General features: G+C 69.8%; 19 protein-coding genes. 11 read left to right on the forward strand and 8 right to left on the reverse strand.

All coding sequences use genetic code 11. The features are described from left to right. Window positions 1-54: 54 nt before the first annotated feature. Window positions 55-987: a DMT family transporter gene (locus tag HTY53_RS07390; protein ID WP_174105845.1), complete on the reverse strand. Its 933-nt coding sequence runs from the start codon at window positions 985-987 to the stop codon at window positions 55-57. Window positions 988-1,124: 137 nt separating this feature from the next. On the opposite strand from HTY53_RS07390, the gene HTY53_RS07395 reads away from it, so the two are divergent. Together HTY53_RS07395 and HTY53_RS07400 are read left to right on the forward strand one after the other, a co-directional pair. Next, window positions 1,125-1,556 (forward strand): DUF1841 family protein, encoded by a 432-nt coding sequence (locus tag HTY53_RS07395; RefSeq protein ID WP_174105846.1) that lies wholly within the window; start codon window positions 1,125-1,127, stop codon window positions 1,554-1,556. A gap of 170 nt (window positions 1,557-1,726) precedes the next feature. Further along, window positions 1,727-3,046: a phospholipase A gene (locus HTY53_RS07400; RefSeq protein ID WP_174105891.1), complete on the forward strand. Its 1,320-nt coding sequence runs from the start codon at window positions 1,727-1,729 to the stop codon at window positions 3,044-3,046. 69 nt (window positions 3,047-3,115) lie between these two features. Here HTY53_RS07400 and HTY53_RS07405 read toward each other — a convergent pair whose 3' ends face one another. Together HTY53_RS07405 and grpE are read right to left on the reverse strand one after the other, a co-directional pair. Continuing rightward, window positions 3,116-3,532 carry a thioredoxin family protein gene (locus HTY53_RS07405; RefSeq protein ID WP_174105847.1) on the reverse strand — a complete coding sequence of 139 codons (417 nt, stop codon included), beginning with the start codon at window positions 3,530-3,532 and terminating at the stop codon, window positions 3,116-3,118. Between the two features lie 89 nt (window positions 3,533-3,621). Beyond that, on the reverse strand, window positions 3,622-4,221 hold the full coding sequence (gene grpE, locus HTY53_RS07410; protein WP_174105848.1) for a nucleotide exchange factor GrpE: 600 nt from the start codon (window positions 4,219-4,221) through the stop codon (window positions 3,622-3,624). A 263-nt stretch (window positions 4,222-4,484) separates the two neighbouring features. Here grpE and HTY53_RS07415 point away from each other — a divergent pair, with 263 nt between their 5' ends. After that, entirely contained in the window at window positions 4,485-4,670 is a 186-nt protein-coding gene (locus tag HTY53_RS07415; RefSeq protein ID WP_174105849.1) for a hypothetical protein, read from the forward strand. A gap of 34 nt (window positions 4,671-4,704) precedes the next feature. On the opposite strand, the gene HTY53_RS07420 is transcribed toward HTY53_RS07415, so the two are convergent. From HTY53_RS07420 to hrcA, 3 genes are all read right to left on the reverse strand, one after another. Continuing rightward, entirely contained in the window at window positions 4,705-5,100 is a 396-nt protein-coding gene (locus tag HTY53_RS07420) for an RNA-binding S4 domain-containing protein (protein WP_174105850.1), read from the reverse strand. Continuing rightward, window positions 5,097-6,212, reverse strand: coding sequence for a ferrochelatase (hemH, locus tag HTY53_RS07425; protein WP_023263767.1), 1,116 nt, complete (start codon window positions 6,210-6,212; stop codon window positions 5,097-5,099). Before hemH ends, HTY53_RS07420 begins: the two co-directional genes overlap by 4 nt. A gap of 115 nt (window positions 6,213-6,327) precedes the next feature. Next, window positions 6,328-7,365 carry a heat-inducible transcriptional repressor HrcA gene (hrcA, locus tag HTY53_RS07430; protein WP_174105851.1) on the reverse strand — a complete coding sequence of 346 codons (1,038 nt, stop codon included), beginning with the start codon at window positions 7,363-7,365 and terminating at the stop codon, window positions 6,328-6,330. A 102-nt stretch (window positions 7,366-7,467) separates the two neighbouring features. Here hrcA and HTY53_RS07435 point away from each other — a divergent pair, with 102 nt between their 5' ends. The 4 genes from HTY53_RS07435 to HTY53_RS07450 all read left to right on the forward strand — a co-directional run bounded on the left by HTY53_RS07435 (window position 7,468) and on the right by HTY53_RS07450 (window position 12,665). Continuing rightward, a complete protein-coding gene (locus tag HTY53_RS07435; RefSeq protein WP_174105852.1) occupies window positions 7,468-8,385 on the forward strand; it encodes an NAD kinase in 918 nt (305 codons plus the stop codon). An 84-nt stretch (window positions 8,386-8,469) separates the two neighbouring features. Next, window positions 8,470-10,188, forward strand: coding sequence for a DNA repair protein RecN (recN, locus tag HTY53_RS07440; RefSeq protein ID WP_174105853.1), 1,719 nt, complete (start codon window positions 8,470-8,472; stop codon window positions 10,186-10,188). 133 nt (window positions 10,189-10,321) lie between these two features. After that, window positions 10,322-10,801 carry a hypothetical protein gene (locus tag HTY53_RS07445; RefSeq protein ID WP_254599852.1) on the forward strand — a complete coding sequence of 160 codons (480 nt, stop codon included), beginning with the start codon at window positions 10,322-10,324 and terminating at the stop codon, window positions 10,799-10,801. Between the two features lie 184 nt (window positions 10,802-10,985). Beyond that, the gene (locus HTY53_RS07450) at window positions 10,986-12,665 is read left to right on the forward strand and encodes a S8 family peptidase (RefSeq protein WP_174105854.1); all 1,680 of its coding nucleotides are present in this window, start codon (window positions 10,986-10,988) and stop codon (window positions 12,663-12,665) included. 16 nt (window positions 12,666-12,681) lie between these two features. Here HTY53_RS07450 and rrtA read toward each other — a convergent pair whose 3' ends face one another. Beyond that, entirely contained in the window at window positions 12,682-13,338 is a 657-nt protein-coding gene (gene rrtA / locus HTY53_RS07455; RefSeq protein WP_174105855.1) for a rhombosortase, read from the reverse strand. A 6-nt stretch (window positions 13,339-13,344) separates the two neighbouring features. Continuing rightward, on the reverse strand, window positions 13,345-16,155 hold the full coding sequence (glnE, locus tag HTY53_RS07460) for a bifunctional [glutamate--ammonia ligase]-adenylyl-L-tyrosine phosphorylase/[glutamate--ammonia-ligase] adenylyltransferase (RefSeq protein WP_438820935.1): 2,811 nt from the start codon (window positions 16,153-16,155) through the stop codon (window positions 13,345-13,347). Window positions 16,156-16,392: 237 nt separating this feature from the next. Between glnE and HTY53_RS07465 the strand changes: the two genes are divergently transcribed. The 4 genes from HTY53_RS07465 (at window position 16,393) to aroG (ending at window position 24,709) form a co-directional block, all read left to right on the forward strand. Beyond that, window positions 16,393-20,730: a YhdP family protein gene (locus tag HTY53_RS07465; RefSeq protein WP_174105857.1), complete on the forward strand. Its 4,338-nt coding sequence runs from the start codon at window positions 16,393-16,395 to the stop codon at window positions 20,728-20,730. 99 nt (window positions 20,731-20,829) lie between these two features. Next, the gene (locus HTY53_RS07470; RefSeq protein WP_174105893.1) at window positions 20,830-21,651 is read left to right on the forward strand and encodes a carbon-nitrogen hydrolase family protein; all 822 of its coding nucleotides are present in this window, start codon (window positions 20,830-20,832) and stop codon (window positions 21,649-21,651) included. A 117-nt stretch (window positions 21,652-21,768) separates the two neighbouring features. Continuing rightward, the gene (tldD, locus tag HTY53_RS07475) at window positions 21,769-23,229 is read left to right on the forward strand and encodes a metalloprotease TldD (RefSeq protein ID WP_174105858.1); all 1,461 of its coding nucleotides are present in this window, start codon (window positions 21,769-21,771) and stop codon (window positions 23,227-23,229) included. A gap of 400 nt (window positions 23,230-23,629) precedes the next feature. After that, entirely contained in the window at window positions 23,630-24,709 is a 1,080-nt protein-coding gene (gene aroG / locus HTY53_RS07480) for a 3-deoxy-7-phosphoheptulonate synthase AroG (RefSeq protein ID WP_174105859.1), read from the forward strand. Window positions 24,710-24,793 lie beyond the last annotated feature (84 nt).

Below are 24,793 nucleotides of genomic sequence, written 5' to 3' on the forward strand. Positions count from 1 at the left end.
CGCATTCTACCGACGCGCCCTGCCCGCGCCACGCCACGGATTTCAGCAAGCCGTTCAATTTTGTTGTACAGGCTCCCGCGCCGTACCCTTGCGCGTCAACCACAGCACGCCGGCCAGGATCAGCCCGCCGCCGATGGCCTGGGCCATGCCGATCTGCTCGCCCAGCAACAGCGCCGCCAGCAGCACCGTGACCACCGGCTCGAGCGTGGACAGCATCGAGGCCTGCGCCGCCCCGAGCCGCTGCAGGCCGGCGAAGAAGGTCAGGATGGCCAGTACCGTCGACAGCAGCGCGATCGCCGCCAGCGCCAGCCAGCCGCCGGCATCGGCCGGAAATTGCGGCGGCATGCCTGCGGTGGCACGGGCCAGCGCGGCGCCGACATAGACTACGGCGGCGGCCGTGCAGACGATGGTGGTCGTTGCCACCGGATGCACCCCGGGCGTCAGTCGCGCGCCGACGATGATGTAGACCGAATAGATCAGCGCCGACGCCAGCCCGAGGCCGATGCCCAGCGCGCTGCCTTCGCCTCCGCCGACCGTCAGGCCGGCACCGACCGAGCACAGCACCAGCGCGGTGACCGCCGCGCCGGTCAGTTTCTCCTTCAGGAACAGCGCCGCCATCACGGTGACGAAAACCGGATACAAGTACAGCAGCAAGGCCACCAGGCTGGCCTGAGCATGGTTCAGCGCGCTGAAGAAGCAGAAGGACTGGCCGACATAGCCGATGCCGCCCATCGCCGCCAGCGCCAGCACACGCCGCCACGGCGGCAACGCGATCCGTTGCCAGCGCATCACCGCCGCCAGCGCGATCGCAGCCAGCACGAACCGCACCGACAGCAGGCCATAGACGTCCGCGCCGGCGTCATAGGCAAAGCGGGCGAAGATCGCCATCGCGCCGAAGGCGCTGGCCGAGATGGCGATCAGCAGCACGCCGGCGAGCTTGTCGCCGGCGTGCCGCAGCGGGGTCGATGAGCGTGGGGATGCGGTCATGGAGCAGGCCGGCCCTCAGGAGGTCGAACGATCCCGCATTCTAGTCGGCATGCGGCCCCTGCGGCACAGTACCACCCCCCTCCATCGTGCCGGGCCGTCGGCAGGGGCGCGGGCCCTCGTTTACAATCGCCCCCATCATGTTCAATCCCTCCCGTGAAGAAGTCCGCCGGTTCTTTTGCGAAGCCTGGCGCAAGCAAGGCGCCAACGAAGTGCTGACGCCCCTCGAGGCCATTGCCGTCGACTGGATGCGCGCCCACCCCGAATATCACGACCAGTTGGCCGATGCCGAGGCGGCGATCGTCGAGGAATTCACGCCCGAGCGCGGGCAGACCAATCCCTTCCTGCATCTGGCCATGCATCTGTCGATCGCCGAGCAGGTGTCGGTCGACCAGCCCCGCGGCATCCGGCAGGCATTCGAACAGCTGGCGCGCCGGCTCGATTCGCCGCATGAGGCACACCATCAGATGATGGAATGCCTTGGCGAAATGCTGTGGCAATCGCAACGCAGCGGGTTGCCGCCCGACGGCGAGCAATATATCGCCTGCGTGCAACGCCGCGCGCGCGGCTGATTTGCGCGGCCCTTGCGGTTGAATCCCGGGGCGCAGTCCGCCGCGGTCGGCCCGGCGGCCGTACAAATCGTCACAGCCAGCCCTCCCCCGGGCGTGCTAGGCTTTGGCGCGTTGCCATTCCGGGGCGGTGCCATGCGTCATATCCGGCACGCCCGCCAAAATTTCCGATGATGTCGTTGCTCCGAACCCCGTCCGCGGGCCGTCGGCCGCGCCTGCGCGCGCCCGCGGCAGCCGTCTCCTTCGCCCTCGCCGCGTTGTGCGCGCCCTCCGCTCACGCCGCGATCGCGCTGCTGCAGCCGCCGCGCGTGCTGGACGGCGCGCAGCCGCTGCGGCTGACACTGCTGGTGACCGCCGACACGGCCAACCGCAGCTATCTGGTCCCGGATACGCTGGAAGTGGTGGCCTCCCCGGAAATGCTCGCGCCGGTGCGCATCACGATGCGCCGGATCACGCCGGGGCCCGCCACGGTGCGCCTGCGCCGGGGCGAGAATCGCACCATCCAGTATCAGGGCGAGATTCCGCCGAGCCTGCGCGGCCAGATCCGGCTCGATCCGGTCGGCATCGATGCCGCGCCGGTGCTGGTGACGCTGAACCAGTCGGGGGTCACGCCGCCGGCCACCGCGGCGACGCCGTCCACCTCCGCAGCGCCGGCCGCCGCGTCTGCCGCGCCGGCAGACGAGGCCGATCAGCAGGCGGATGTCGCGGCGACGCCGGTCGAGTCCGTGATCCAGCCGAAGGGAACGGGCCAGCCCCTCTACGATCAGCCGATCCTGACCGGGGGCAGCCGGCTGACCTTCAACGATCCGATGTACTACGCCGTCGGTGCACACGGCGGCGCCAACGCCAAGTTCCAGTTCAGCTTCAAGTACCGGATCTTCGAGGGCCGCGACCCGAACTCGCGCTACTGGCTGGACAACCTGTATCTGGGCTACACGCAGTTCTCGCTGTGGGATCTGTCGGAGGAATCGAAGCCCTTCCACGACACCAACTACCGGCCCAGCATCTTCTATTACCTGTCCGATACCGGCGTGCGCAATCGCTGGATCAGCCGGCTGTCGGTGGCCACCGGCCTCGAGCACGAGTCGAACGGCCGCGACGGCGATCAGTCGCGCAGCATCAATACGCTGTTCCTGAAGCCGACCTTCCACTTCGGCGAAACCAACGACTGGCACTGGACCGTGACGCCCAAGCTCTACTACTACCTGGAGAAGAGCGACAACAGCGATATCGCACGTTACCGCGGCTATATGGATCTGCGGGTCGCCTACGGCAAACCCGACTCGTGGGAGCTGGCGGCGACGGTGCGCAAGGGTACCCGCCAGTGGTACGGGAGCGTCGATGCGCAGTTCACCTACCCGATGGGCCGGCTGATACCGGGCACCGCCGGCTATCTGATGGCGGGCTATTTCGTCGGCTATGGCGAGAGCCTGCTCGACTACAACCGCAAGACGCCCTGGCAGTTCCGCATCGGCTATTCGCTGAACCGCTGAACCGCTGAACCGCTGAGCCTCTGTGCCGCCGGGCTGCTGAGCCGGGGACCCGCTCCCGCTACCGGAGCGTCATCCGCCGAGCGGCTTGCCGCTCGCCTTCAGCCGCGCGTTGGCAACGGCGGCGGAGAACTGTCCGATGCCATGCCAACCGGTGGCGCGGCCCAGCTTCTTGCCGCGGTGGAAGAACATGAACACCGGGATACCGTACAGCCCGAAGCGCCGTCCCAGCGCCGGATAGGTGTAGACGTCGGCATGCAGCCAGTGCAGCTTCATCTCGCGCAGCGGCTCCGGATTCGCGAGCATGGCCTTCTTCGCCATCTCGCAGTTGTAGCAGTCCGCGCCCCAGAAGAACACGCAGACCAGCTCGTCGCCCGCCGCGGCAAGCGCGTCGTCGATGCTGTCATGATCGACCTCGCGCATGCCGAAGGTGTCGAACGCGCGGTGATCGGTGTGGGGCGCCGGCGCTGAGCCGAACGGATAAGGCATCGCATTCCTCCACAAAAGAGAACGCCCGGAGCCGAAGCGGCGCCGGGCGTGGCTGCGCATCGGTGGCGGGCCGGTCTGCCCGCCGACGCTTACTTCGGCGCAGCCACCGTCACCAGGGCCGGCCGCAGGACCCGGTCCGCGATCAGATAGCCGCGCTGCAGCACGGCCACCACGGTGTTCGGTTCCTGCTCCGACGGCACCATCGAAATCGCCTGGTGCCGATGCGGGTCGAACTTCTCGCCGACCGGATTCAGTTCGACCATGCGGCCCTTCTCGAACGCGCTGGCCAGCTGCTTGGCGGTCAGCTCCACCCCCTCGCGCAGCTTGGCGATATCGCCCGAGCCATCGGCCAGCGCAGCCTGCAGGCTGTCCATCACCGGCAGCAGATGCTCGGCAAAGCTTTCGATGGCGAACTTGTGGGCCTTGGCCACGTCTTCCTGCGCGCGGCGCCGGATGTTTTCGGCCTCGGCCACCGCCCGCAGGTACATGTCGTAATGCTCGCGTGCCTTGGCTTCCTGTTCCGCCAATTGGGCGGCCAGCTGTGCCGCCGGCTGGCTCGCCACGTCATCCGCGGCGGCGGGCTCGGCCGTCTGAGGGGGCGTGGCCGATTGCGCGGCTTGCGCTTCGGCGGCCTGGTCTGCGGGCGAGGTCGGCGGCGTGTTGGATGGCGTTTGCTTCTGGTCTTCCATGTCGATCCGTTTCAGAACAAGTTGCGGCCGCACGTGGCGGTCCGCCTGGGGTCAATCGGAATTCAGCTGGCAACTGGTGGCGCCAAGCCGATATTTCAAGAGCGGATGGACATCTGCAGGAAACATCAGCTTACAAACTTAAACCAGTGCTGCGGGAAGTGAAATTGCTTTGCTGCAGTGCAACTTCTAAGATAAATCGAAAAAAGCGACAAAACTGCCGGGGTGTCGTCCCATATTGAAGTTTTTCCAGCCGGGGTAAGGCCATGCGCAAGCTGCCGAAGCCGTCCAACAAAACGCCGAAGTTCTCGCTGTTCACGCTGCTGGTTCTTCTTTCGCTTGCGGCCCTGACCGTCTTCATCTGGCTCTCCGACGGCCTGACCCCACACGACAGCGTGGCCGGGGGCGCCGATCCTGCGCTGAGCCAATACATCATCCAGTACTCCCGCTGAAAGCCGAGCAGGCCACGCCGGCCCTGGCAGCGCCTCACCGTTTCAGATGCTCGATGCGGCGGCGGTCCCGCTTGGTCGGACGCCCCTGCAATTGCGACGCGGGCTCGACATGGAGCCGCCGCCGCTCGGCCTCCGCAGCACGCCCCTTGCGGCTTTCCTCGGTTTCCTCATAGAGCGTCTGGGCCACCGAAGCGGGTCCGCGGGCCGGCGCGACGCCTTTGACCACCAGCTCCCAGCGCTGCTGGTGCGCCTCGATGCGGATGGTGTCGCCCGGCTTGACCTCGCGCGAATTCTTGCATGGCTGGCCATTGACCTCCACCCGCCCGCGCTCGACGGCTTCGGCCGCCAGCGAGCGCGTCTTGAAGAAGCGCGCGCACCACAGCCATTTGTCGATCCGCTGGCGCGCATCGGCTTCGTACGACGGATTCATGCCGCGGCCCCCCTTGCCTGCGCCAGCGAGCGCCTGGCCTCCAGTTCGTGCGCATGCGGCAGCCGCAACGGCCAGCCCTGCATATGCTGCAGCGCGATCTCCGACAGCGCGGTAATCCAGAACGGCGCGTCGTTCAGGCAGGGAATGAAGTGAAACTCCTTGCCGCCGGCCACCTTGAACTCGGACTGCCCTTCCATCGCGATCTCTTCCAGCGTCTCGATGCAGTCGGCCGGAAAGCCCGGGCAGAATACGTCCACCCGCGCGGTGCCGACCTTGCCCAGCTCGGTCAGCGTCGGCGCGGTATAGGGCTGCAACCACTCCGCCTTGCCGAAGCGCGACTGGAAGGTGACCTGGTACTGGCCTGGCTGCAGCCCGAGCGCCTCGCCGAGCATGCGGCCGGTCTTCAGGCATTCGCAGTGATACGGATCGCCCAGTTCCAGCGTGCGCCGCGGCACGCCGTGAAAGGACAGGATCAACCGGTCGCCGCGCGCGAAATCCGGCGCGCCGTGCTGGGCCCAGTAGGCGCCGACCTGCTGATGCAGCGCCCCCAGATAGGCCGGATGATCGTGGAAATGTTTGACCAGCCGCAGTTCAGGCTGATTGCGCCATTCGCCCAGCACGCGAAACAGTTCGTCGAAGGCGGTCGCGGTGGTGGTGCCGGAATATTGCGGGTACATCGGCAGCGCCAGGATGCGCTCGCAGCCCTGGCGCCGCAGCGCCTCCATCACCGAGGGGATCGACGGGTTGCCGTAGCGCATCGCGCAGGCCACCGTCACGTCATGTCCCTGCTGGGCCAGCAGCTGCTGCAGCGCATGCGCCTGGCGTTCGGTATGGACCAGCAGCGGCGAGCCGGTGCGGTGCGCCTCGCGCAGCCAGATCGATTCGTACTTCAGCGCCGACGCGCGCGAGCGCAGCGGCAGGATCAGACCGTACAGCACCGGCAGCCAGGCCGCGCGCGGAATCTCGACCACGCGCGGATCGGACAGGAACTGCTTCAGGTAGCGGCCGACCGCCTTCGGGGTCGGCTCGTCGGGCGTGCCAAGGTTGATCAGCAGGATCGCCGTGCGCGGCGCCTGCCCATGCCGATAGGCCGGTTCTGCGGTAAAGGTCATAAGGATTCCGGTATCGCCGGGGCGCCGCCGCCGAGCGCATGGCACCGGCGAGGCCGCCCGGCCGCGCCGCGAAGGCCGCCATCTGGCTGGGGGCGGGGTCCGGCCCTCGCCGCCATCAGTTCTGGCTGCTCAGCGCGCTCGACAGCAGCCGCGCAGTGATATCGACGATCGGGATCACCCGGTCATAGGCCATCCGCGTGGGGCCGATCACGCCGAGCGTGCCGACGATCTGGCCGTCGACCTCGTACGGGGCGGTGATCACCGCCATGTCCTCGAGCGGCACCAGCCGGCTCTCGCCGCCGATGAAGATCTGCACGCCCTCGGCATGGCTAGACACGTCCAGCAGCTGCAGCAGGCTGGTCTTGTGCTCGAACACGTCGAACAGCCGGCGCAGCTTGTCCATGCTCGAGGCCAGGTCCTCGACTTCGAGCAGCTTGCGTTCGCCGGAGATATAGACCTGCTCGTCCTCGTCCGCCATCGCGCTGCTGCCGGCCTCGACCGCGGCCTGCATCAGCTCGGACATGTCGATGCGCAGAGCCTTCAGCTCGTCGCGCAGCCGCTCGCGCACCGTGTCGAAGCGCATGCCCGCGTAATGCGTGTTGATGAAATTGGCCGCCTCCACCAGCTGCGACGCGCTGTAGGGCAGTTCGGTCTGAATGATGCGATTCTGCACGTCGCCTTCGGGCGTCACGATGATCAGCAGGATGCGCTTGTCGGACAGGCGCATGAATTCGATCTGCCGGAAGGCCTGTGCGCGGCGCGGGGTCATCACCACGCCGGCAAACTGCGACAGGTTCGACAGCGTGCGCGCGGCCGTGGTGATCATCCGCTGCGGGCTTTGCTCCTGCGCGCCCAGTTCGCCCTGGATCAGCCCGGCCAGCTTGGTGCGGTCGAACTGGTTGTCGAGCGGCTGGGCCGTCAGCATGGTATCGACGAACAACCGGTAGCCGCGCGGGGTCGGGATGCGTCCGGCCGACGTGTGCGGGCTGGCGATGAAGCCCATCTCCTCCAGGTCCGACATCACGTTGCGGATGGTCGCCGGCGACAGGTCCAGACCGGAGTATTTCGACAGCGTACGCGAGCCGACCGGCTGCCCTTCGGCGATGTAGCGCTCGATCAGGGTCTTGAGAAGGGTTTTCGCTCGTTCGTCCATGGTGTCCCGATTTTACGCAAGTTTTGCGCGCTGGGGCTCGCGCTGGCACTCGCCCCCGGGCCCGTGCTGACAATGGTCATGGCGGTATGGTCTAATCCGGGCATGTCTGCACACCCCAAGTCCGGCGCCGCGCACGCGCCCTTCCGCACGGTTGCCCTGGTCGGCAGGTATTCGACCGCCGGCATCGAAGGCCCGCTCGAGGAACTGGCGGCCTGCATCCTGCGCAACGGCCAGGACGTGGTGTTCGAACGCGAGACCGCGCTGGCCACCGGCCTGACAGACTACCCCGCCCTGTCGGCCGACGAGATCGGACGGCAGGCCGACGTCGCCGTGGTGCTCGGCGGCGACGGCACGCTGCTCGGACTCGCCCGCCAGCTGGCCGGCTTTTCGGTGCCGCTGATCGGCGTCAACCACGGCCGCCTCGGTTTCATGACGGACATCCCGCTGGAGGATGTGCAATCGGTGCTGCCGGCCATGCTCAGCGGCAACTACGAGCCCGAGAACCGCATGCTGCTCGAATCGCGCGTGATCCGCGACGACGGCGTGATCTTCTCCGCCCTGGCCTTGAACGACGTGGTGGTCAATCGTTCGGGCATCTCCGGCATGGTCGAACTGGCGGTCTCGGTGGACGGCTACTTCATGTACAACCAGCGTTCCGACGGCCTGATCGTGTCGACCCCGACCGGCTCGACCGCCTATGCGCTGTCGGCCGGCGGACCGATCCTGCATCCGACGCTGTCGGGGCTGGTGCTGGTGCCGATCGCCCCGCATGCGCTGTCGAACCGGCCGATCGTGCTGCCGCACGACGCCGAGGTGTCGATCGAGGTCGCCACCGCGCGCGATGCCAGCGTCAACTTCGACATGCAGTCGCTGACCTCGCTGCTGCCGGGCGATCGCATCGTGGTGCGCCGCTCCGCCAGGACCATCAATCTGCTTCACCCGGTCGGCTACAACTACTACGCCACGCTGCGCAAGAAGCTGCACTGGCACGAGTATCCGACCGAAGACAACCGGCTTTGAGCGCGAACGCCGCACGACGTCCGCTTCGCCCGCACAGCCGATCCCGTTCCCTCTCCAAGTCATCGCCGCCTCCCGTCGCCAAAGATGCTGCGCAGCCTGTCCATCCGCGATTTCGTCATCGTCGATACGCTCGACCTCGACTTTTCCGCCGGCTTCACCGTGTTCACCGGCGAGACCGGCGCCGGCAAGTCGATCCTGATCGATGCGCTCGCGCTGGTGCTCGGCGAGCGCGCCGATGCCGGCGTGGTGCGCGAGGGCGCGGCGCGCGCCAGCGTCAGCGCCACCTTCTCCACGCACCCCGCGCTGGACGCCTGGCTCAACGAGCAGGCGCTGGCCGAGGATGACGGCAACGTGCTGCTGCGCCGGGTCGTCGATGCCAACGGCCGCAGCAAGGCCTTCATCAATGGCAACGCCGCCACGCTGGCGCAGCTGCGCGAAGTCGGCGACCAGCTGGTCGACATCCACGGCCAGCACGCCCACCAGCTGCTGCTGCGGCCGGACGCGCAGCGTCTGCTGCTCGACGCGCATGCCGGCCTGACCGCGCAGGCGGCCGCGGTGGCCGAGGCCTGGCGCACCTGGCGCGCCTGCGTGCGTCAGCGCGAGGCGGTCGAACAGCAATCGCGCGAGATGCAGCTCGAACGCGAGCGGCTCGAATGGCAGGTGGGCGAGCTCGACAAGCTGGCGCCGCAGCCGGGCGAATGGGAAGCGATCCAGGCCGAGCACACGCGCCTGTCGCACGCGGCCAGCCTGCTCGAGGGCGGCCGGGCTGCGCTCGATGCCCTGTCCGAAGCCGACGGCGCGGTGCTGTCCGCGCTCGGCGCGATCGTGCACCGGCTGCGCCAGCTGGCCGAGGTCGACCCCGCGCTGGCCGATGTGGTGACGGCGCTGGAAGCGGCCGAGGTGCAGGCCGAGGAAGCGGCCCACTCGCTGACCCGCTACGTCGACCGGCTCGAACTCGATCCCGAACGGCTGCAGGTCGTCGAGGAACGGATGCAGGCGCTGCACACCGCCGCGCGCAAGTTCCGCGTGCCGCCCGAACAGTTGCCCGAGGAACTGCTGGCGCGCCGCCGGCAGCTCGACGACCTGCAGGCCGCGCAGGACCTGAACAAGATCACCGCGCGCGAGGCCGCGGCCCGCGCCGCCTATCTGACGATCGCGCGCCATCTGAGCGACAGCCGTCGCGAGGCCGCCGAGCGGCTGTCGGCAGCCGTGACCGAGGCGATGCAGGGCCTGTCGATGGCCGGCGGCAGCTTCACCGTGGCGCTGCACCCGATCGAGGAAGGCGCCAGCCACGGGCTCGAACAGGTCGAGTTCCTGGTGGCGGGCCACGCCGGGGTCAGCGCGCGGCCGCTGGCCAAGGTGGCCTCTGGCGGCGAACTGGCGCGCATCAGCCTGGCGATCTCGGTGATCACCAGCGAGGCCGCGCCGACGCCGACGCTGATCTTCGACGAAGTCGATACCGGCATCGGCGGCGCAGTCGCGGAGGTGGTCGGCCGCCGGCTGCAGGAGCTCGGCCGCGCCCGCCAGGTACTGTGCGTGACCCACCTGCCCCAGGTCGCGGCGCAAGCCGGCACGCATCTGCTGGTCAGCAAGGAGACCGTCGGCGACGGCGGCGAGGCCGTGACGCGCTCGCAGATCCGCGTGCTCGACGCCGCCGGCCGCGTGGTCGAGACCGCGCGCATGCTGGGCGGTGCCACGGTCACCGCCACCACGCTGCAACACGCCGAGGAGATGCTGGCGCAGGGCGCGCGCGGCGCCCCGGCCGCGAAGGAAGGCCGGCGGGCACGCCGAACCGCGAGCTGAACGTGCCGACGTATCCGACGTATCCGACGTATCCGACGTATCCGACGTATCCGACGCCTGCGGCGCCTCCGACGTCCCGTCGCCCCCGAAACGCATCGAACCGCACCGAACCGCACCGATCACAGGAAATTCCATGTTCTTCGCCAAGCCGCCCTCGACTCCCGATGACCCATCCAGTACGCGCTGTGAGGCCATCCAGGCCCGCCGCACAGTCAGCCGCACCACGCGCCGGCTGACGCTCGCGGTGGCGCTGTGCGGCCTGGCGCTGGCGGCCGCGTGCAGTTCGAAGCCGGCCATGCCGCCGCCGGGCAGCATCACCGACGATCGCGCGGTCGGCGACATCCTGGTCCGCTTCACGCCGCCGGCCGTCGATACCTCGCTGCAGGCCGGCGAACTGCTGGCCCAGGCCAAGGGGCCGATCCGCTTCGTGGTCAAGCGCCCGATGTCCGGCGGCACCTGGCTGGTCACCGCGATCTCGCCGTCGCCGGACGCCACCATCGAGCAGGCGGTCTCCACGCTGCGGGGCCTGCCGCGCATCGAGGCGGCCGAGGCGGACCGCCGCCTGACGCCGAGCCGCCCGAAGCCGACCGGGCGCGACATGCCGGCCGACTGAAGACCACGCGACGGCGGCCGTTAACCGATCGAGGACGGGAAACGGCCGCCGACGTCACCCCGATAGCGTGCGCTGTCGGACGACGGCTGATTGCCTGTCCGCCTTACCCTGACTATCGTCGTTGAGTCACATGCCTGCGAGCGCCGGCCACCGCATACCGGCTTCGCCCCTCCCGGAGGTGTTCATGCCGCGTTCGATTCCGCCCGTCGCCCTGCGTCTGGTCCTGGCCGCCGCCGTGTCGGCGGGCGCCATCCTGCCCCCCTCGGTCGCGCTGGCCGCGCCGGACACCAATGCCGGCGCCCGCGCGGCGCCGGTCTACAGCGGCAACATCATCGTGCGCTGGAAGGACGCCCCTGCCGGTACCGCGCTGATGCCGGCCGAGGCCGCCGCCGAACAGGTACGCAAGCTCGCCGAGCAGACCGGCATTGGACTGACCGTCAAGCGGCAGATGGGCGGCAACCTGGCGCTGCTCGGCTTGCCGGCCGGCAAGGGAGCCGACCCCGAAGCCGTGGCCGCCCAGCTGCGCCAGGATCCGCGCGTGGCGGACGCGGTGCCGGACCGCTGGCTGCGGCCGCATGACACGGTGCCGAACGATCCCGAATTCGCGATCAACCAGCCCTATCTGGGCTCGCCCTCCGTGATCCCGGGCGCGGCCAATCTCCCCGCCGCCTGGGATCGCTCCCGCGGCAACGAAGGGCTGGTGATCGCCGTGGTCGATACCGGCGTGCTGCGGCATCCGGATCTGGCCTCGCGGCTGGTGGCAGGTTATGACTTCATCGCGGATCCGCAGTATTCGCAGGATGGCGACGGCCGCGACGGCGACCCGACCGATGCCGGCGACTACGTGCCGCAGGGCTTCGCGTGTCCGGGCATGCCGGCCGCCCAGAACCTGCGGCCCAGCACCTGGCACGGCACACGGGTCGCCAGCGTGCTCGGTGCGGTCACCAACAACGGCCAGGACGTCGCCGGCGTGGACTGGAGCGCCCGCATCCAGCCGCTGCGCGTCTCCGGCCGCTGCGGGGCGCTGCTGTCCGATACCGTCGACGCGATGCGCTGGGCCGGCGGCCTGCCGGTGCCCAATGTGCCCAACAACCCCACGCCGGCGCGCGTGGTCAATATCAGCCTCGGTGCGGGCTCCTGCAGCACCTTCGAACAGCAGGCGGTCGATGAACTGGCCGCGCGCGGCGTCGTCGTGGTGGCGGCCGCAGGCAACCGAGCCGGCGCCGTCGAAGCACCGGCCGACTGCCGCGGCGTCATCGCGGTGACCGCCCATGTCAACGACGGCGAGAACGCCAGCTATGCCAACGTCGGCCCGCAGATCGCGATCAGCGCGCCCGGCGGCGGCTGCGGCAACAGCAAGATTTCCAACGGGACCTGCCTGGCGCCGCCGTCGACGATCCGCACGCTGACCAACGATGGCGAAACGACGGCGCGCAATTACACGCTGGTGAACTCGCAAGGCACCAGCTTCGCCGCGCCGATGGTGTCGGGCGTGGCCTCGCTGATGCTGGCGGTCAACGGCAATCTGTCGACGGCGCAAGTGACCGAGCTGCTCAAGAGCAGCGCGCGTCCGCATCCGGCCAATACCTATTGCACGACCGGCAGCAATACCAACACGTGCGGCGCCGGTCTGCTGGACGCCGATCGCGCGCTGCTCGCGGCCGCGGGCGCGCCCCTTCCACCGGCTCCCGCACCGGCACCGGGCACCGGCGGCGGCGGCGGCGGCAATGGTGGCAGCAACGGCGGTGGTGGCGACGACGGCGGCGGCGGCGCGGTCTCGTTGTGGGGCGGCGCGGCGCTGGCGCTGGCCGGCCTGTTCGGCCTGCTGCTGCCCGCGGGCCGTCGCCGTCAGGCGCAACGTTGAAGCCAGGGCCGGCGCGCTAGCCCTGCGCGGCGCGCCGCTGCCCCCACCACTGCTGGACGAGCCACCAGCCGAAGCCGGCGATCGCGCCGGCCGCATGGGCGGCGCGCACCACGCCAAAGCCCCAGGCCGCATCGAAGCGCACTGGCGCCAGCCACGACTGTTCCAGCCACAGCTTGATCAGCACCCCGGCGGCCAGTACGACCCCGATTGCGCGGGACCAGCGGTCGGCGGCCAGCAGACGCAAGGCGCCCCAGAGCGCCAGCCCATGCAGCGCGCCCGACAGCCCGCCATACCAGCGCACCGCTGGCTGCCACAGCAGCGCGATCTGCACCGCCACCCCACAGACCAGCAAGGCCAGCAGCATCTGCCGCGCGCCGGCGGCGCGGCCGGCCAGCAACAGCAAACCCGAGGCCGCCAGCAGATTGCCGAGCCAGTGGCGTCCATCGAGATGGACCCACATCGCGGTCAGCAGCCGCCACCATTGGCGGTCGCCGCCGGGCAGCATCACCGCATCGCGAAGATACAGGCCGTGCGCATGGAGCCATGGCACGAACGTGAAGGCGGCCGACAGCGCGCCGATCGCAGCGATCGCGCCCAGGGCCGGCAGCACGCGCGGCCAGGCGGAAGACGGCGACGCGGCCGGCGCGGCGCCGCCGTCGTGCTCGGCGCGCACCGCCGCTCAATCCTCGCCGAACACGGCCTGCCATAGCGCGCGGACATCGCGCGCCTGCGCCTCGATGGTCTGCGGCGGCACGCGCGCCTGATCCTGGCCGTCGAGCCGCAGCTTGTGCTGGCGCGCACGGAAGGTCCGGTAGGCGTCGCCGACCGCCTCGGCCAGCGTGGCGTCGATCAGTCCGAGCTGCCCGGCCATCCGCAGCAGCGCGATATTGCCGGCGTTGCGCGTCAGCTCGGGATGGGCGCGGCTGTGCAGCAGCACCAGGTACTGCACGGTGAACTCGATGTCGACCATGCCGCCGCGGTCGTGCTTCAGGTCGAAGCGGTCGCTGCGGTTCGGATGGCCTTCGGTCACCTTGTGCCGCATTGCCACGATCTCCTGACGCAGCGTCTCGGCCTCGCGCGGCTGGCACAGGACCTCCTCGCGCAGCCGCTCGAAGCGCGCACCGAGCTCGCGATCGCCGGCGCAGAAGCGCGCGCGCGTCAGCGCCTGGTGCTCCCAGACCCAGGCGGTGTTCTCGCCCTGGCGCAGCTGATAGCGGCGGAACGACTCGAAGCTGGTGACCAGCAGACCGGCCGCGCCATTCGGCCGCAGACGCGTGTCGACGTCGAACAGCATGCCCGCCGCGGTATGGCTGGTCAGCCAGGTGATCAGGCGGCGGGCATAGGCGGCGTAGATCTCGGCGGCGCCGTCGTCATCGTCGTCGTGCAGGAAGATGATGTCGAGGTCCGACGCGTAGCCGAGCTCCTTGCCGCCCAGCCGGCCATAGGCGATCACCGCGAAGCGCGGCGTCTCGCGATGGCGCATCGGCAGCTGCTGCCAGACCGCGGTCAGCGTGACGTCGAGCATCGCATCGGCCAGATCGGACAGGCGGTCGGCGATCTGCTCGACGGTCAGTCTGCCGTGCAGGTCCTGCAGCAGCACGCGGAAGGTCTCGGCATGGTGCTCGCGGCGCAGGATGTCCATCTGCGCCTCGACCTGGCCGTGGGCGGCCAGCAGGCGCTCGCCGAGCCGGGCGCGGAAGGCCTCCCAGTCGGGCACGCTGGCCAGCGCCTCGGCGTCGAGCAGTTCGTCGAGCAGTTGCGGATGCCGCGTCAGATAGGTGGCGGCCCATCGCGACGCGTGCAGCGTATGGGCGACGCGCTCCATCGCCTGCGGGTACTCGGACAGCAGCGACAGATACGAGGCACGGCGGCTGATCGCATCGAAGAAATCGAGAAAGCGCGCGATGGTGGCGTCGGCATCGTCCTGCCGTCCCGCCAGATCCAGCGCGCGGTTGACCAGCAGGTCGAAACGCGCGCGGCTCTGCTCGGACAGCGCGCGGTAGCGCGGCGACGCGGCCGTGGCGCGCAGCCGTTCGAGCAGCCCCCCGCAGTCGCTGTAGCCGGCCTGCGCCAGGCGCGCGCACGGCGCCTCCTCGTCCTCGCCATGCGCCAGCGCCGGCCACAGCGTCTCGGCGGGCGGCTGGCCCTGTTCCGGGTCCGAGAAGGTGACCTCGAACTGCTGCGCCACCGGCTCCTGCAGTTCCGCCAAGCGGGCCAGCAGCGCGGGCCAGTCCGCGCAGCCCATCATGCGCGCGACCGCCAGCTGTTCTTCCTCGCTGGTCGGCAGATGATGGGTCTGCGCGTCGTCGCGATACTGCAGCCGGTGTTCCAGCTGGCGCAGGAAGCGATAGGCATCGGACAGCTGCAGCGCCTGCCCCGCCGGCAGCAGCCCGCGCTCGACGGCGATCGCCAGCACCTCCAGCGTCGGCCGCGCGCGCAGCGCCAGATCCTGCCCGCCGCGGATCAGCTGGAACACCTGCGCCATGAATTCGATCTCGCGGATGCCGCCCCGGCCCAGCTTGATGTCGGCCGAGCGCTGGTTGACGCTATGTCCGGCCAGACCGCCGCTGCGCTTGGCGGCCTCGGCGCGGATCTGCGCATGCAGCGAGCGGATCGCGGCGATCACGCCGTAGTCGAGATAGCGGCGGAACACGAAGGGCGTGGTCAGCCGCGCCAGCTGGTCGGCGGTGCGCTGCGCGTGCGGCGTCGCCATCGACGACACCACGCGGCCCTTGATCCAGGCGTAGCGCTCCCATTCGCGCCCCTGCACCACCAGGTATTCCTCCAGCATGCCGAGGCTGCAGGCCAGCGGCCCGGCGTCGCCATTGGGCCGCAGCCGCATGTCGACGCGGAACACATAGCCGTCGGCGGTAGTCTCGGCCAGCACGCTGATCAGGCGCCGGCCCAGCCGCGCGAAATATTCGTGGTTCGACAGGCTGCGCTGGCCGCCCGCGGTGTCGCCGTCCTCGTCGTAGAGAAAGATCAGATCGATATCCGACGACACGTTCAGCTCGCGGCCGCCGAGCTTGCCCATGCCGACGACGATCAACTCCTGCACCTCGCCGCTGTGCTCGCCGACCGGCCGGCCGAAGATCGGCGCCATGTCCTCGGTCAGCGTGGCCAGCGCATGCTGGATCGCCAGCTCGGCCAGGTCGGTCATCGCGCCGGTGACCTCGGCCAGCGTGGCGAGGCCGCGCAGATCGCGCTCGATGATGATGCACATCACCTCGGCGCGCAGCCGGCGCAGGGCCTGGCCGATCGCCTGCTCGGCATCGGCGGCGGGCTGCCGCAGCGCCGCCAGCCGCGACTCCATCCAGACGCGCGTCAGCGGCTCGGGGCTGGCCTGAGCGACCAGCGCCGCCAACTCGGGCCGGGCCTGCATCACGCGCCGCACGTAATGCGAGGCGGCCGCCGAGTACAATGCGTGTCCCTCGCAATCGGCGGGGTCGAGAGCGGCCGCGGCGGTCACCGCAAAGGCGCCGCTGGCCATGCTGCCGAGGCCGGCGGCCGCGGCATCGACGGCCACCGCACCACCGTGGGCATGGGCGGCACCGGCAGCATGCCGGCCGGCGCCTGCCTGGGAACTCGCGATATCTGGGGAAGTCATTCCTGTCACTTGGATGGATCGCGGCAGAGGAACGCCGCGCGAGGAACCATGCGCCACCGGTAACGCCGCCCGGGCTGGCTTCGAATTGGAGAGCGGCTAGTATTGTCGGATAATCTGCGCATGTCCAGCCGCGCCACCCCACCCGCCGAACGCCACACCCCGTCCAGCGGCGCGGCAGCAACCCCAGGGCCGGCGGGCGCCGCGAGCGCCGCCGCCCACGGTCCCGGCTCCGCCACCTCCGCCGCCTCCTCGTCTTCTCCGTCTTCCTCCTCCGGCAAGTCGTCTTCGACCTCGGCATGGCGCCGCGTCGCGGATCGCCTCGCCGCGTCGCCGCGCGCCATCGGCCGCGCCGTCGCCGCCACGCTGCGCCACCGCTGCTGGGGGCGGATCGCCCGCTGGCTGCTGCGTGCCGGCGTCGCGCTGGCCGCGCTGGCGGCCGTGCTGATGCTGCTGATGCGTTTCGTGCTGTGGCCGCAGGCTGCCGGTGCGCGGGCCTGGCTCGAGGAACGGGGATCCGCGGCGCTGTCGGGCCATCTGACCATCGCCGCGCTGGAAACTTCCTGGGACGGCTGGCATCCGGCCTTTCATGCCCGCGGCGTGCGGCTGGTCGACGACCAGCAACGCGTGCTGCTGTCGGCCGAGACGCTGCAGGGCGCCCTGTCCTGGCACTCGCTGGCCGCGCTGGAACTGCGCTTTGCCCGCTTCGACGCCAACCACGCCGACGTGCTGGTGCACCGCTCTGCGCAGGGCCGGCTGGCGATCGCCGGCATGCCCGTCCGGACCCAGGACCGCAGCGGCGACGATCATCGCTTCCTCGACTGGCTGCTGGCGCAGGGATCGGTCACGCTGACCGGCGGCAAGGTCCGCTGGCTCGACGAACAGCGCGGCCTGCCGGTGCTGGAGGTCGGCGACATCCTGCTGCGCTCGACCCGCAGCGGCGCCCGCCACGACCTGCGGCTGGAGGCGCGCTCGGCCGCGCTGGCCGCGCGCCCGCTGGTGGTCACCGGCACCTTCCGCCATACCTATCTGCATGCCCCCGGCGACTGGCGCAACTGGCGCGGCCAGGCCAGCTGGGATATCGGCCAGCTGCAGCTGCCGGCGGTGCAGCGCTATCTGAGCCTGTTCGAGCAGGTCGACAGCGGCGTGCTGAGCAGCGACGGCACCATCGAATTCGCCAACGGCGAGATGCTGCGCAGCCAGGCACGGCTGCGCGCCAACGCGGTCGATCTGCGCCTGACGGGGGCCGCCGAACCGTTGCGGCTGAATCAGTCGCAGGCGCTGCTGCTGCATCGGCGCGAAGGCGCCGACAACCAGCTGACCGTCGACACGCTGCTGTGGGAGCCCGCCGGCGCGCAGGCGCAGGCCACCGGCGGCGCCTGGCGAGAGGGCATGCGCCGCGTCACGCTGCGCTGGGCGCGCGACGACAAAGGCGTGCTGCGCCGGCTGGCGCTGAAGGCGCCGACGCTCGACCTGGACGCGCTGCGCGCGCTGTCGACCGCGATGCCGCTCGATACCGCACTGGCCCGCCAGGTCCGCGCGCTGCGGCCGTCGGGGCGGCTCGACAACCTCGACATCGACTGGAGCCGGGAGCGCGGGGGCCTGCTGCAGCGGCAAGGCGGTCCCGCCCGCTATCGGGTCCAGGGCACGCTGCGCAACGTGTCGGTCCGCGAACAACCCGCCGAACCGGCGTTCGACAAGGACGGCCATGCAAACCTCGGCGTGCCGGGCTTCAGCGGCCTGTCCGGCAACTTCTCCTTCGACCAGCAGGGCGGCAACGCGCGCTTCGAGGGCACCCAGGCGACGCTGACCTTCCCCGGCGTGTTCGAGGACCCGCGCCTGCCCTTCGACGAACTGGCCGGTGCGTTCCAGTGGCGCCGGGAAGGCGGCAAGCTGGTGGTGCGCACCGACGGCATCCGCTTCGCCAACGCCGATACGGCCGGCACCGTGCGCGGCAACTGGCGTGAAGGCGGCGACGGCCACGCCGGCATCGCCGACCTCGATGGCCAGCTCGATCGCGCGCAGATTGCCCGCGTGCCTCGCTACCTGCCGCTGCATGTGCCCGCCAGCACGCGCCACTATCTGTCCGGCGCGCTGGCCGGGGGCCAGTCCGAGGCGGTGCGCTTCCAGGTCAGGGGCGACCTCGCCCACTTCCCGTTCCACGGCGACGCCGCCCGGCATGGCGACTTCCGCGTCGACGTGCCGCTGCGGCAGGCGTCCTACCAGATCGACCCGCACGGCCCGGACGGCAAGCCGCTATGGCCGCTGTTCACCGAGATCGACGGCAGCCTGCAATTCGAGCGCGGCGCGATGGGGCTGACGGTCGAGCGCGCCTCGGTACAGGGCATCGCCGGCGTCGCGTTGCGCGACATCAAGGGCCGCATCGACGAGCTGGACCACCGCGGGCGGCTGACGCTGGACGGCAGCGCCAGCGGCCCGATGCAGGGCTTCCTGCGCTATGTCGCCAGCAGCCCGGTGCGCGAGTGGACCGGCAATTTCACTGGCGAGGCCCGCGGCCAGGGCAATGGCGAACTGCGGCTCAAGGTCGATCTGCCGCTGGCCGATGCCGCCCGCAGCAAGGTCGAGGGCCAGTACCGCCTGACCGGCAACGATGTGGTGCTGGCGCCGGGCCTGCCGATGCTGGGCGGCGCCACCGGCACGGTGGCCTTCAACGAGCACGGCTTCCAGCTCGATGCGGTGCGGGCGCGCCTGCTCGGCGGCGAGGTGCGCGCCAGCGGCGGTACCCAGTCCGACGGCACGGTGCGCGTGACCGCCGCCGGCAGTGCCAACTCGCGCGGCATCGCAGAGGCGCTGGCCGGCGCCGGCTTGACGCCGCTGGCACGCCGCTTCGACGGCAATGCCAGCTACCAGGCCGTGATCGGCGTGCGCGAGCGCCAGCCGGTGGTCTCGTTCACCGCCGACCTGGCCGGCATGGCGGTCGACCTGCCGGCGCCGCTGGCCAAGCCGGCCGGACAACCGGCGCCGCTGCGCTTCGAACTGCGCCCGCTCGCCGGCCGCGCCGGCCACGAAGAACTCGAACTGCAGTACGGCACGATGCTCAGCGCGCGCTATCTGCTGCGCCGTGGCGCTGGCGGCGTCCAGGTGGTCAATGGCGGTATCGGCATCGGCCAACCCGCGCCCACGCCCGCCACCGGCGTCGCTGCCGCCCTGGCGGTCGACCGTTTCGATCTGGACGGCTGGCGCGCGGCCCTGGCGAGCGGCCCGGGCAACGCGCCCTCCAAAGACGGGGGCGGCGGGGCCGGCGAACCGACCACCGCGGCCTACCTGCCGGAGCGCATCACTGCACGATCGCGTACGCTGCTGGCCTTCGGACGCGAGCTCGACGACGTGACGCTGGACGCCGTGCGCGCGCCGCAGTCCGGCGATCCCGGCTGGCAATTCCGGCTGGACTCGCGGCAGATCGCCGGCCAGATGCAATGGCGCGCGGTGCCGTCCAGCCCGGGCGGCGCGCTGACGCTGCGGCTGTCGCGGCTGAACATCCCCGACAGCCAGGACACCAGCAAGGTGGCCGACGCGCTGGCGGGACAGATCGAGGAGCTGCCGTCGATCGACCTGCAGGCCGAGCGCTTCGAACTGCGCGGCCACGACTTCGGCAAGCTGCAGGTCAAGGCGCACAGCGCGCTGGACAATGGCGAACCGGTCTGGACGCTCGAATCGCTGACGCTCGAACAACCCGGCGCCACCTTCACCGGCCAGGGCAGTTGGCGCGTGCCGCGGCGTGTGCGCGACAGCGGCAAGGCCGGCGGCCAGCGCCGCACGCTGCTGAGCTTCAACGTCGACGTGCGCAACGCCGGCGACGTGCTCGACCGGCTCGGCATGCCCCATACGCTGCGCGACGGCAAGGGCAAGCTCGAGGGCCGCATCCGCTGGATCGGCTCGCCGCTGGCGATCGACTATGCCTCGCTGAACGGCCGCATGGCGTTGAAGCTCGAGAACGGCCAGATCGTCAGCGTCGAGCCCGGCGCCGCCAAGCTGCTGGGCGTGCTCAGCCTGCAAAGCGTGATGCGGCTGGTGACGCTGGACTTTCGCGGCATCGCCGGCGAGGGCCTGGTGTTCGACGAGATCAGCGCGACCGGCACCATCGAGAACGGCATCGCGAGCACCAGCGACTTCCGCCTGAAGAGTCCGCAGGTCAGCGCGGCGATGACGGGCAGCGCCAACCTTCCTCAGGAAACGCAGGATCTCGAGGTCGCGCTGGTTCCGCGCATCAACGCGACCTCGGCGTCGGTCGCCGCCGCCTTCATCAATCCGGCCCTGGGGATCGGCACGCTGGCGGCGCAATTGCTGTTCGCCGACGAGTTCTCCAAGGCCTTCACGCAGCACTACAAGGTCACCGGAAGCTGGGCCGAGCCGCGTATCGCCAAGGTGGGGGACAATAGCGCCGACGGGCAGCGCCGGGCCCCCGACCGTCGCCAGCCCGAGCAATCCTATATGCCGTAATTGCGTGCCATCGCGCGCCGAGGAAATGCCATGCCAGCCGCCGATCCTGCCACCACGCCAACCAGCCCTGCCGCCTCCGGCTCCGCGGCACCGCGCGCGATGCGTGCGATGCGCGTTGCGGCGATCCAGACCGTGACCGGCACCGCGCTCGACGCCAATCTGGCGCGCGCCGACGCGCTGATCGCCGAGGCCGCGCGCGGCGGCGCCGAACTGGTGCTGCTGCCCGAGTATTTCTGCCTGATGGGCCGCCAGGAGAGCGACAAGGTCGCGGTGCGCGAGCAGGATGGCGACGGGCCGATCCAGCGCTTCCTGGCCGATGCGGCGCGGCGTCACGGCATCTGGCTGGTGGGCGGCACGCTGCCGCTATGGTGCGAGGACGACCAGCGCGTCCACAACAGTTCGCTGGCCTTCGATCCGCACGGCGAACGGGTGGCGCGCTACGACAAGATCCACCTGTTCGGCTTCACCCGCGGCGAGGAACGCTACGACGAGTCGCGCACCATCCTCGCCGGCCGCAAGCCGATCACCTTCGATGCGCCGTGCGGCCGGGTCGCGATGTCGGTCTGCTACGACCTGCGCTTTCCCGAGCTGTATCGGCAGATGGCGAGCACCGACAGCGAGAACGGCCTGGCCTTGATCCTGATGCCGGCCGCCTTCACCTACACCACGGGCCAGGCGCACTGGGAAATCCTGCTGCGCGCCCGCGCGATCGAGAACCAGTGCTATGTGCTGGCCGCGGCCCAGGGCGGCAAGCACGAGAACGGCCGCCGCACCTGGGGCCATTCGATGCTGGTCGATCCCTGGGGCGAGGTGCTTGCCATGCTGCCCGAGGGCGAAGGCGTGGTCAGCGGCACGCTGGACCCGGCGCGCATCGCGGAAGTGCGGCAGAACCTGCCTGCGCTGCGGCACCGGGTGCTGTAGCATGGACACCCGCAGGACCTGCCGAACACATGGGCGCCGCACCCGCCGGCGCCCCACCCTTGCGGCTGCCGGCCCGATGCCGGGCAGCGCGACACCGAATCCAACAGAGGACATTCAATGAACGCCGGCGATCTCGGAATCCGCAATCTCGCCACCGCACAGCAGCTGCTGCTGAACCCGTACGGGCTCGACGAAGCCCGGCTGCAGCGCGTGCTGGCCGACATCTTCACGCACAAGGTCGACTACGCCGACCTGTATTTCCAGTACACCCGCAGCGAGGCCTGGAGCCTCGAAGAAGGCATCGTCAAGTCGGGCAGCTTCAATATCGACCAGGGCGTCGGCGTGCGCGCCGTGTCGGGCGACCGCACCGCCTTCGCCTACTCCGACGAGATCAGCCTGGAAGCGCTGCTGCAGGCCAGCGCCGCGACCCGCACCATCGGCAAGGTCGGCAGCGGCCGCACCAAGGTGGCCGGCTCGCTGGCCTCGCACGGCGGCCGCGACCTGTACGCGCCCAACGATCCGCTCGATTCGATGCCGGCCGCCGAGAAGGTCGCGCTGCTCGAGCGCGTCGAGAAGATGGCGCGCGCCAAGGATCCGCGCATCGTGCAGGTAATGGCGGGCCTGGCGGGCGAATACGACGTGGTGCTGATCGCCCGCAGCGACGGCGTGATCGCCGCCGACGTGCGGCCGCTGGTGCGCGTGTCGGTCACGGTGATCGCCGAGCAGAACGGCCGCCGCGAGATGGGCACCTCGGGCGGCGGCGGCCGCTACCACTACGGCTACTTCACCGACGAACTGCTGCGCGGCTATGTCGACGAGGCGGTGTCGTCGGCGCTGGTCAACCTGGAGGCGCGCCCCGCCCCGGCCGGCGCAATGACCGTCGTGCTCGGCCCGGGCTGGCCCGGCGTGCTGCTGCACGAGGCGGTCGGCCACGGCCTGGAAGGCGACTTCAACCGCAAGGGCTCGTCGGCCTTCGCCGGCCGCATGGGCGAGCGCGTCGCGGCCAAGGGCGTCACCGTGGTCGACGACGGCACGCTGGAGGGCCGCCGCGGTTCGCTGAACCTCGACGACGAAGGCAACCCGACCCAGTGCACCACGCTGATCGAGGACGGCATCCTGCGCGGCTATATCCAGGACACGCTGAACGCGCGGCTGATGAAGATGCCGGTGACCGGCAACGCGCGCCGCGAGAGCTTCGCCGCGCTGCCGATGCCGCGTATGACCAACACCTACATGCTCAACGGCGACCGCGACCCGCAGGAGATCATCGCCAGCGTCAAGCGCGGCCTGTATGCGGTCAACTTCGGCGGCGGCCAGGTCGACATCACCAACGGCAAGTTCGTGTTCTCGGCCAGCGAGGCCTATCTGATCGAGGACGGCAAGATCACCGCGCCGGTCAAGGGCGCGACGCTGGTCGGCAACGGTCCCGAATCGCTGAAGGATGTCACGATGATCGGCAACGACATGCGGCTGGACTCGGGCGTCGGCGTCTGCGGCAAGGAAGGCCAGAGCGTGCCGGTCGGCGTCGGCCAGCCCACGCTGCGCATCGAAAACATGACGGTGGGCGGCACCGCCTGATGGCGGCGCGCGTCGGCGCCGCTGCTGCGCGGACGCCACAACCGGCGCCGCCCGGGCGTTTCGGCGCGCTTGCCAAGCGTGCCGAAACGGGCTATAAAGTGGCTTCGTCGTCGGCGCAGCACGCTCCGTCGCGTGCGATACAGAAGCCGTACAGAATCGATAGCGCCAAAACCGACTGATCACCGTACTTTCCTCCCGCATGTCCGCCAAGTTTTACTTTTACTTTTTTAGCGATCTCGCACCGCTGGCGGAAGGAGAGGATCAGTCGTAAGCGCCTCCCAAGATTGCAAGAAAGCCGCCAGCAGACCTGGCGGCTTTTTTTTGGCCCGACTTTCCCGACGCCCTCCGCCGGCACCCGAATATCCCCTACCCTCACGACCTGACAAGACCTGGAGCCATCATGTTGAAGAACACCGACGACCTGCGTATTCGCGAACTGAAGGAGCTGCTGCCGCCGGCGCACCTGATCCGCGAGTTCTCGCTGTCGGAGAAGGCGTCGGACGTCATCTACGGCGCGCGCCAGGCGATGCACCGCATCCTGCATGGCATGGACGACCGGCTGATCGTCATCATCGGGCCCTGCTCGATCCACGACACCCGCGCCGCGCTCGAATACGCCAAGCTGCTCAAGGAGCAGCGCGATCGCTTCAGCAACGAGCTCGAGGTCGTGATGCGGGTCTACTTCGAGAAGCCGCGCACCACGGTCGGCTGGAAGGGGCTGATCAACGATCCGCACATGGACGGCAGCTTCAAGATCAACGACGGCCTGCGCACCGCGCGGGAGCTGCTGCTCAATATCAGCGAGATGGGCCTGCCGGCAGGCACGGAATATCTCGACATGATTTCGCCGCAGTACATCGCGGACCTGGTCAGCTGGGGTGCGATCGGCGCGCGCACGACGGAATCGCAGGTCCACCGCGAACTGGCCTCCGGGCTGTCGTGTCCGGTCGGCTTCAAGAACGGCACCGACGGCAACGTCAAGATCGCCGTCGATGCGATCAAGGCCGCGTCGCAGCCGCACCACTTCCTGTCGGTCACCAAGGGCGGCCATTCGGCGATCGTGTCGACCTCGGGCAACGAGGACTGCCACATCATCCTGCGCGGCGGCAAGAATCCGAACTACGACGCCGAGAGCGTGCAGCAGGCCTGCGACGCGATCTCCAAGGCCGGCCTCGCCGCGCGGCTGATGATCGATGCCTCGCACGCCAACAGCAGCAAGAAGCATGAGAACCAGATCCCGGTCTGCGAGGACATCGGCCGCCAGCTCGCCGCCGGCGACGACCGGATCATCGGCGTGATGGTCGAATCCCACCTGATCGCGGGCCGCCAGGACCATGTCCAGGGCGCGCCGATCGACTCGCTGACCTACGGCCAGTCGGTCACCGACGCCTGCATCGGCTGGGACGATTCGGTGCGCGTGCTGGAGATCCTGGCGAATGCAGTCAAGGCTCGGCGCCTGGCGAAGGGCAGCGGAAACTGAGCATTCCGCCCTCTTTGCTCCCTCTCCCCTTCAGGTGTATGGACCGGGGACATGGGTAACAGGTGTGCCAGGACATGGGTAACA

It is taken from the genome of Cupriavidus gilardii, assembly GCF_013314895.1.
In the GTDB taxonomy this organism is placed as follows: domain Bacteria; phylum Pseudomonadota; class Gammaproteobacteria; order Burkholderiales; family Burkholderiaceae; genus Cupriavidus; species Cupriavidus gilardii_C.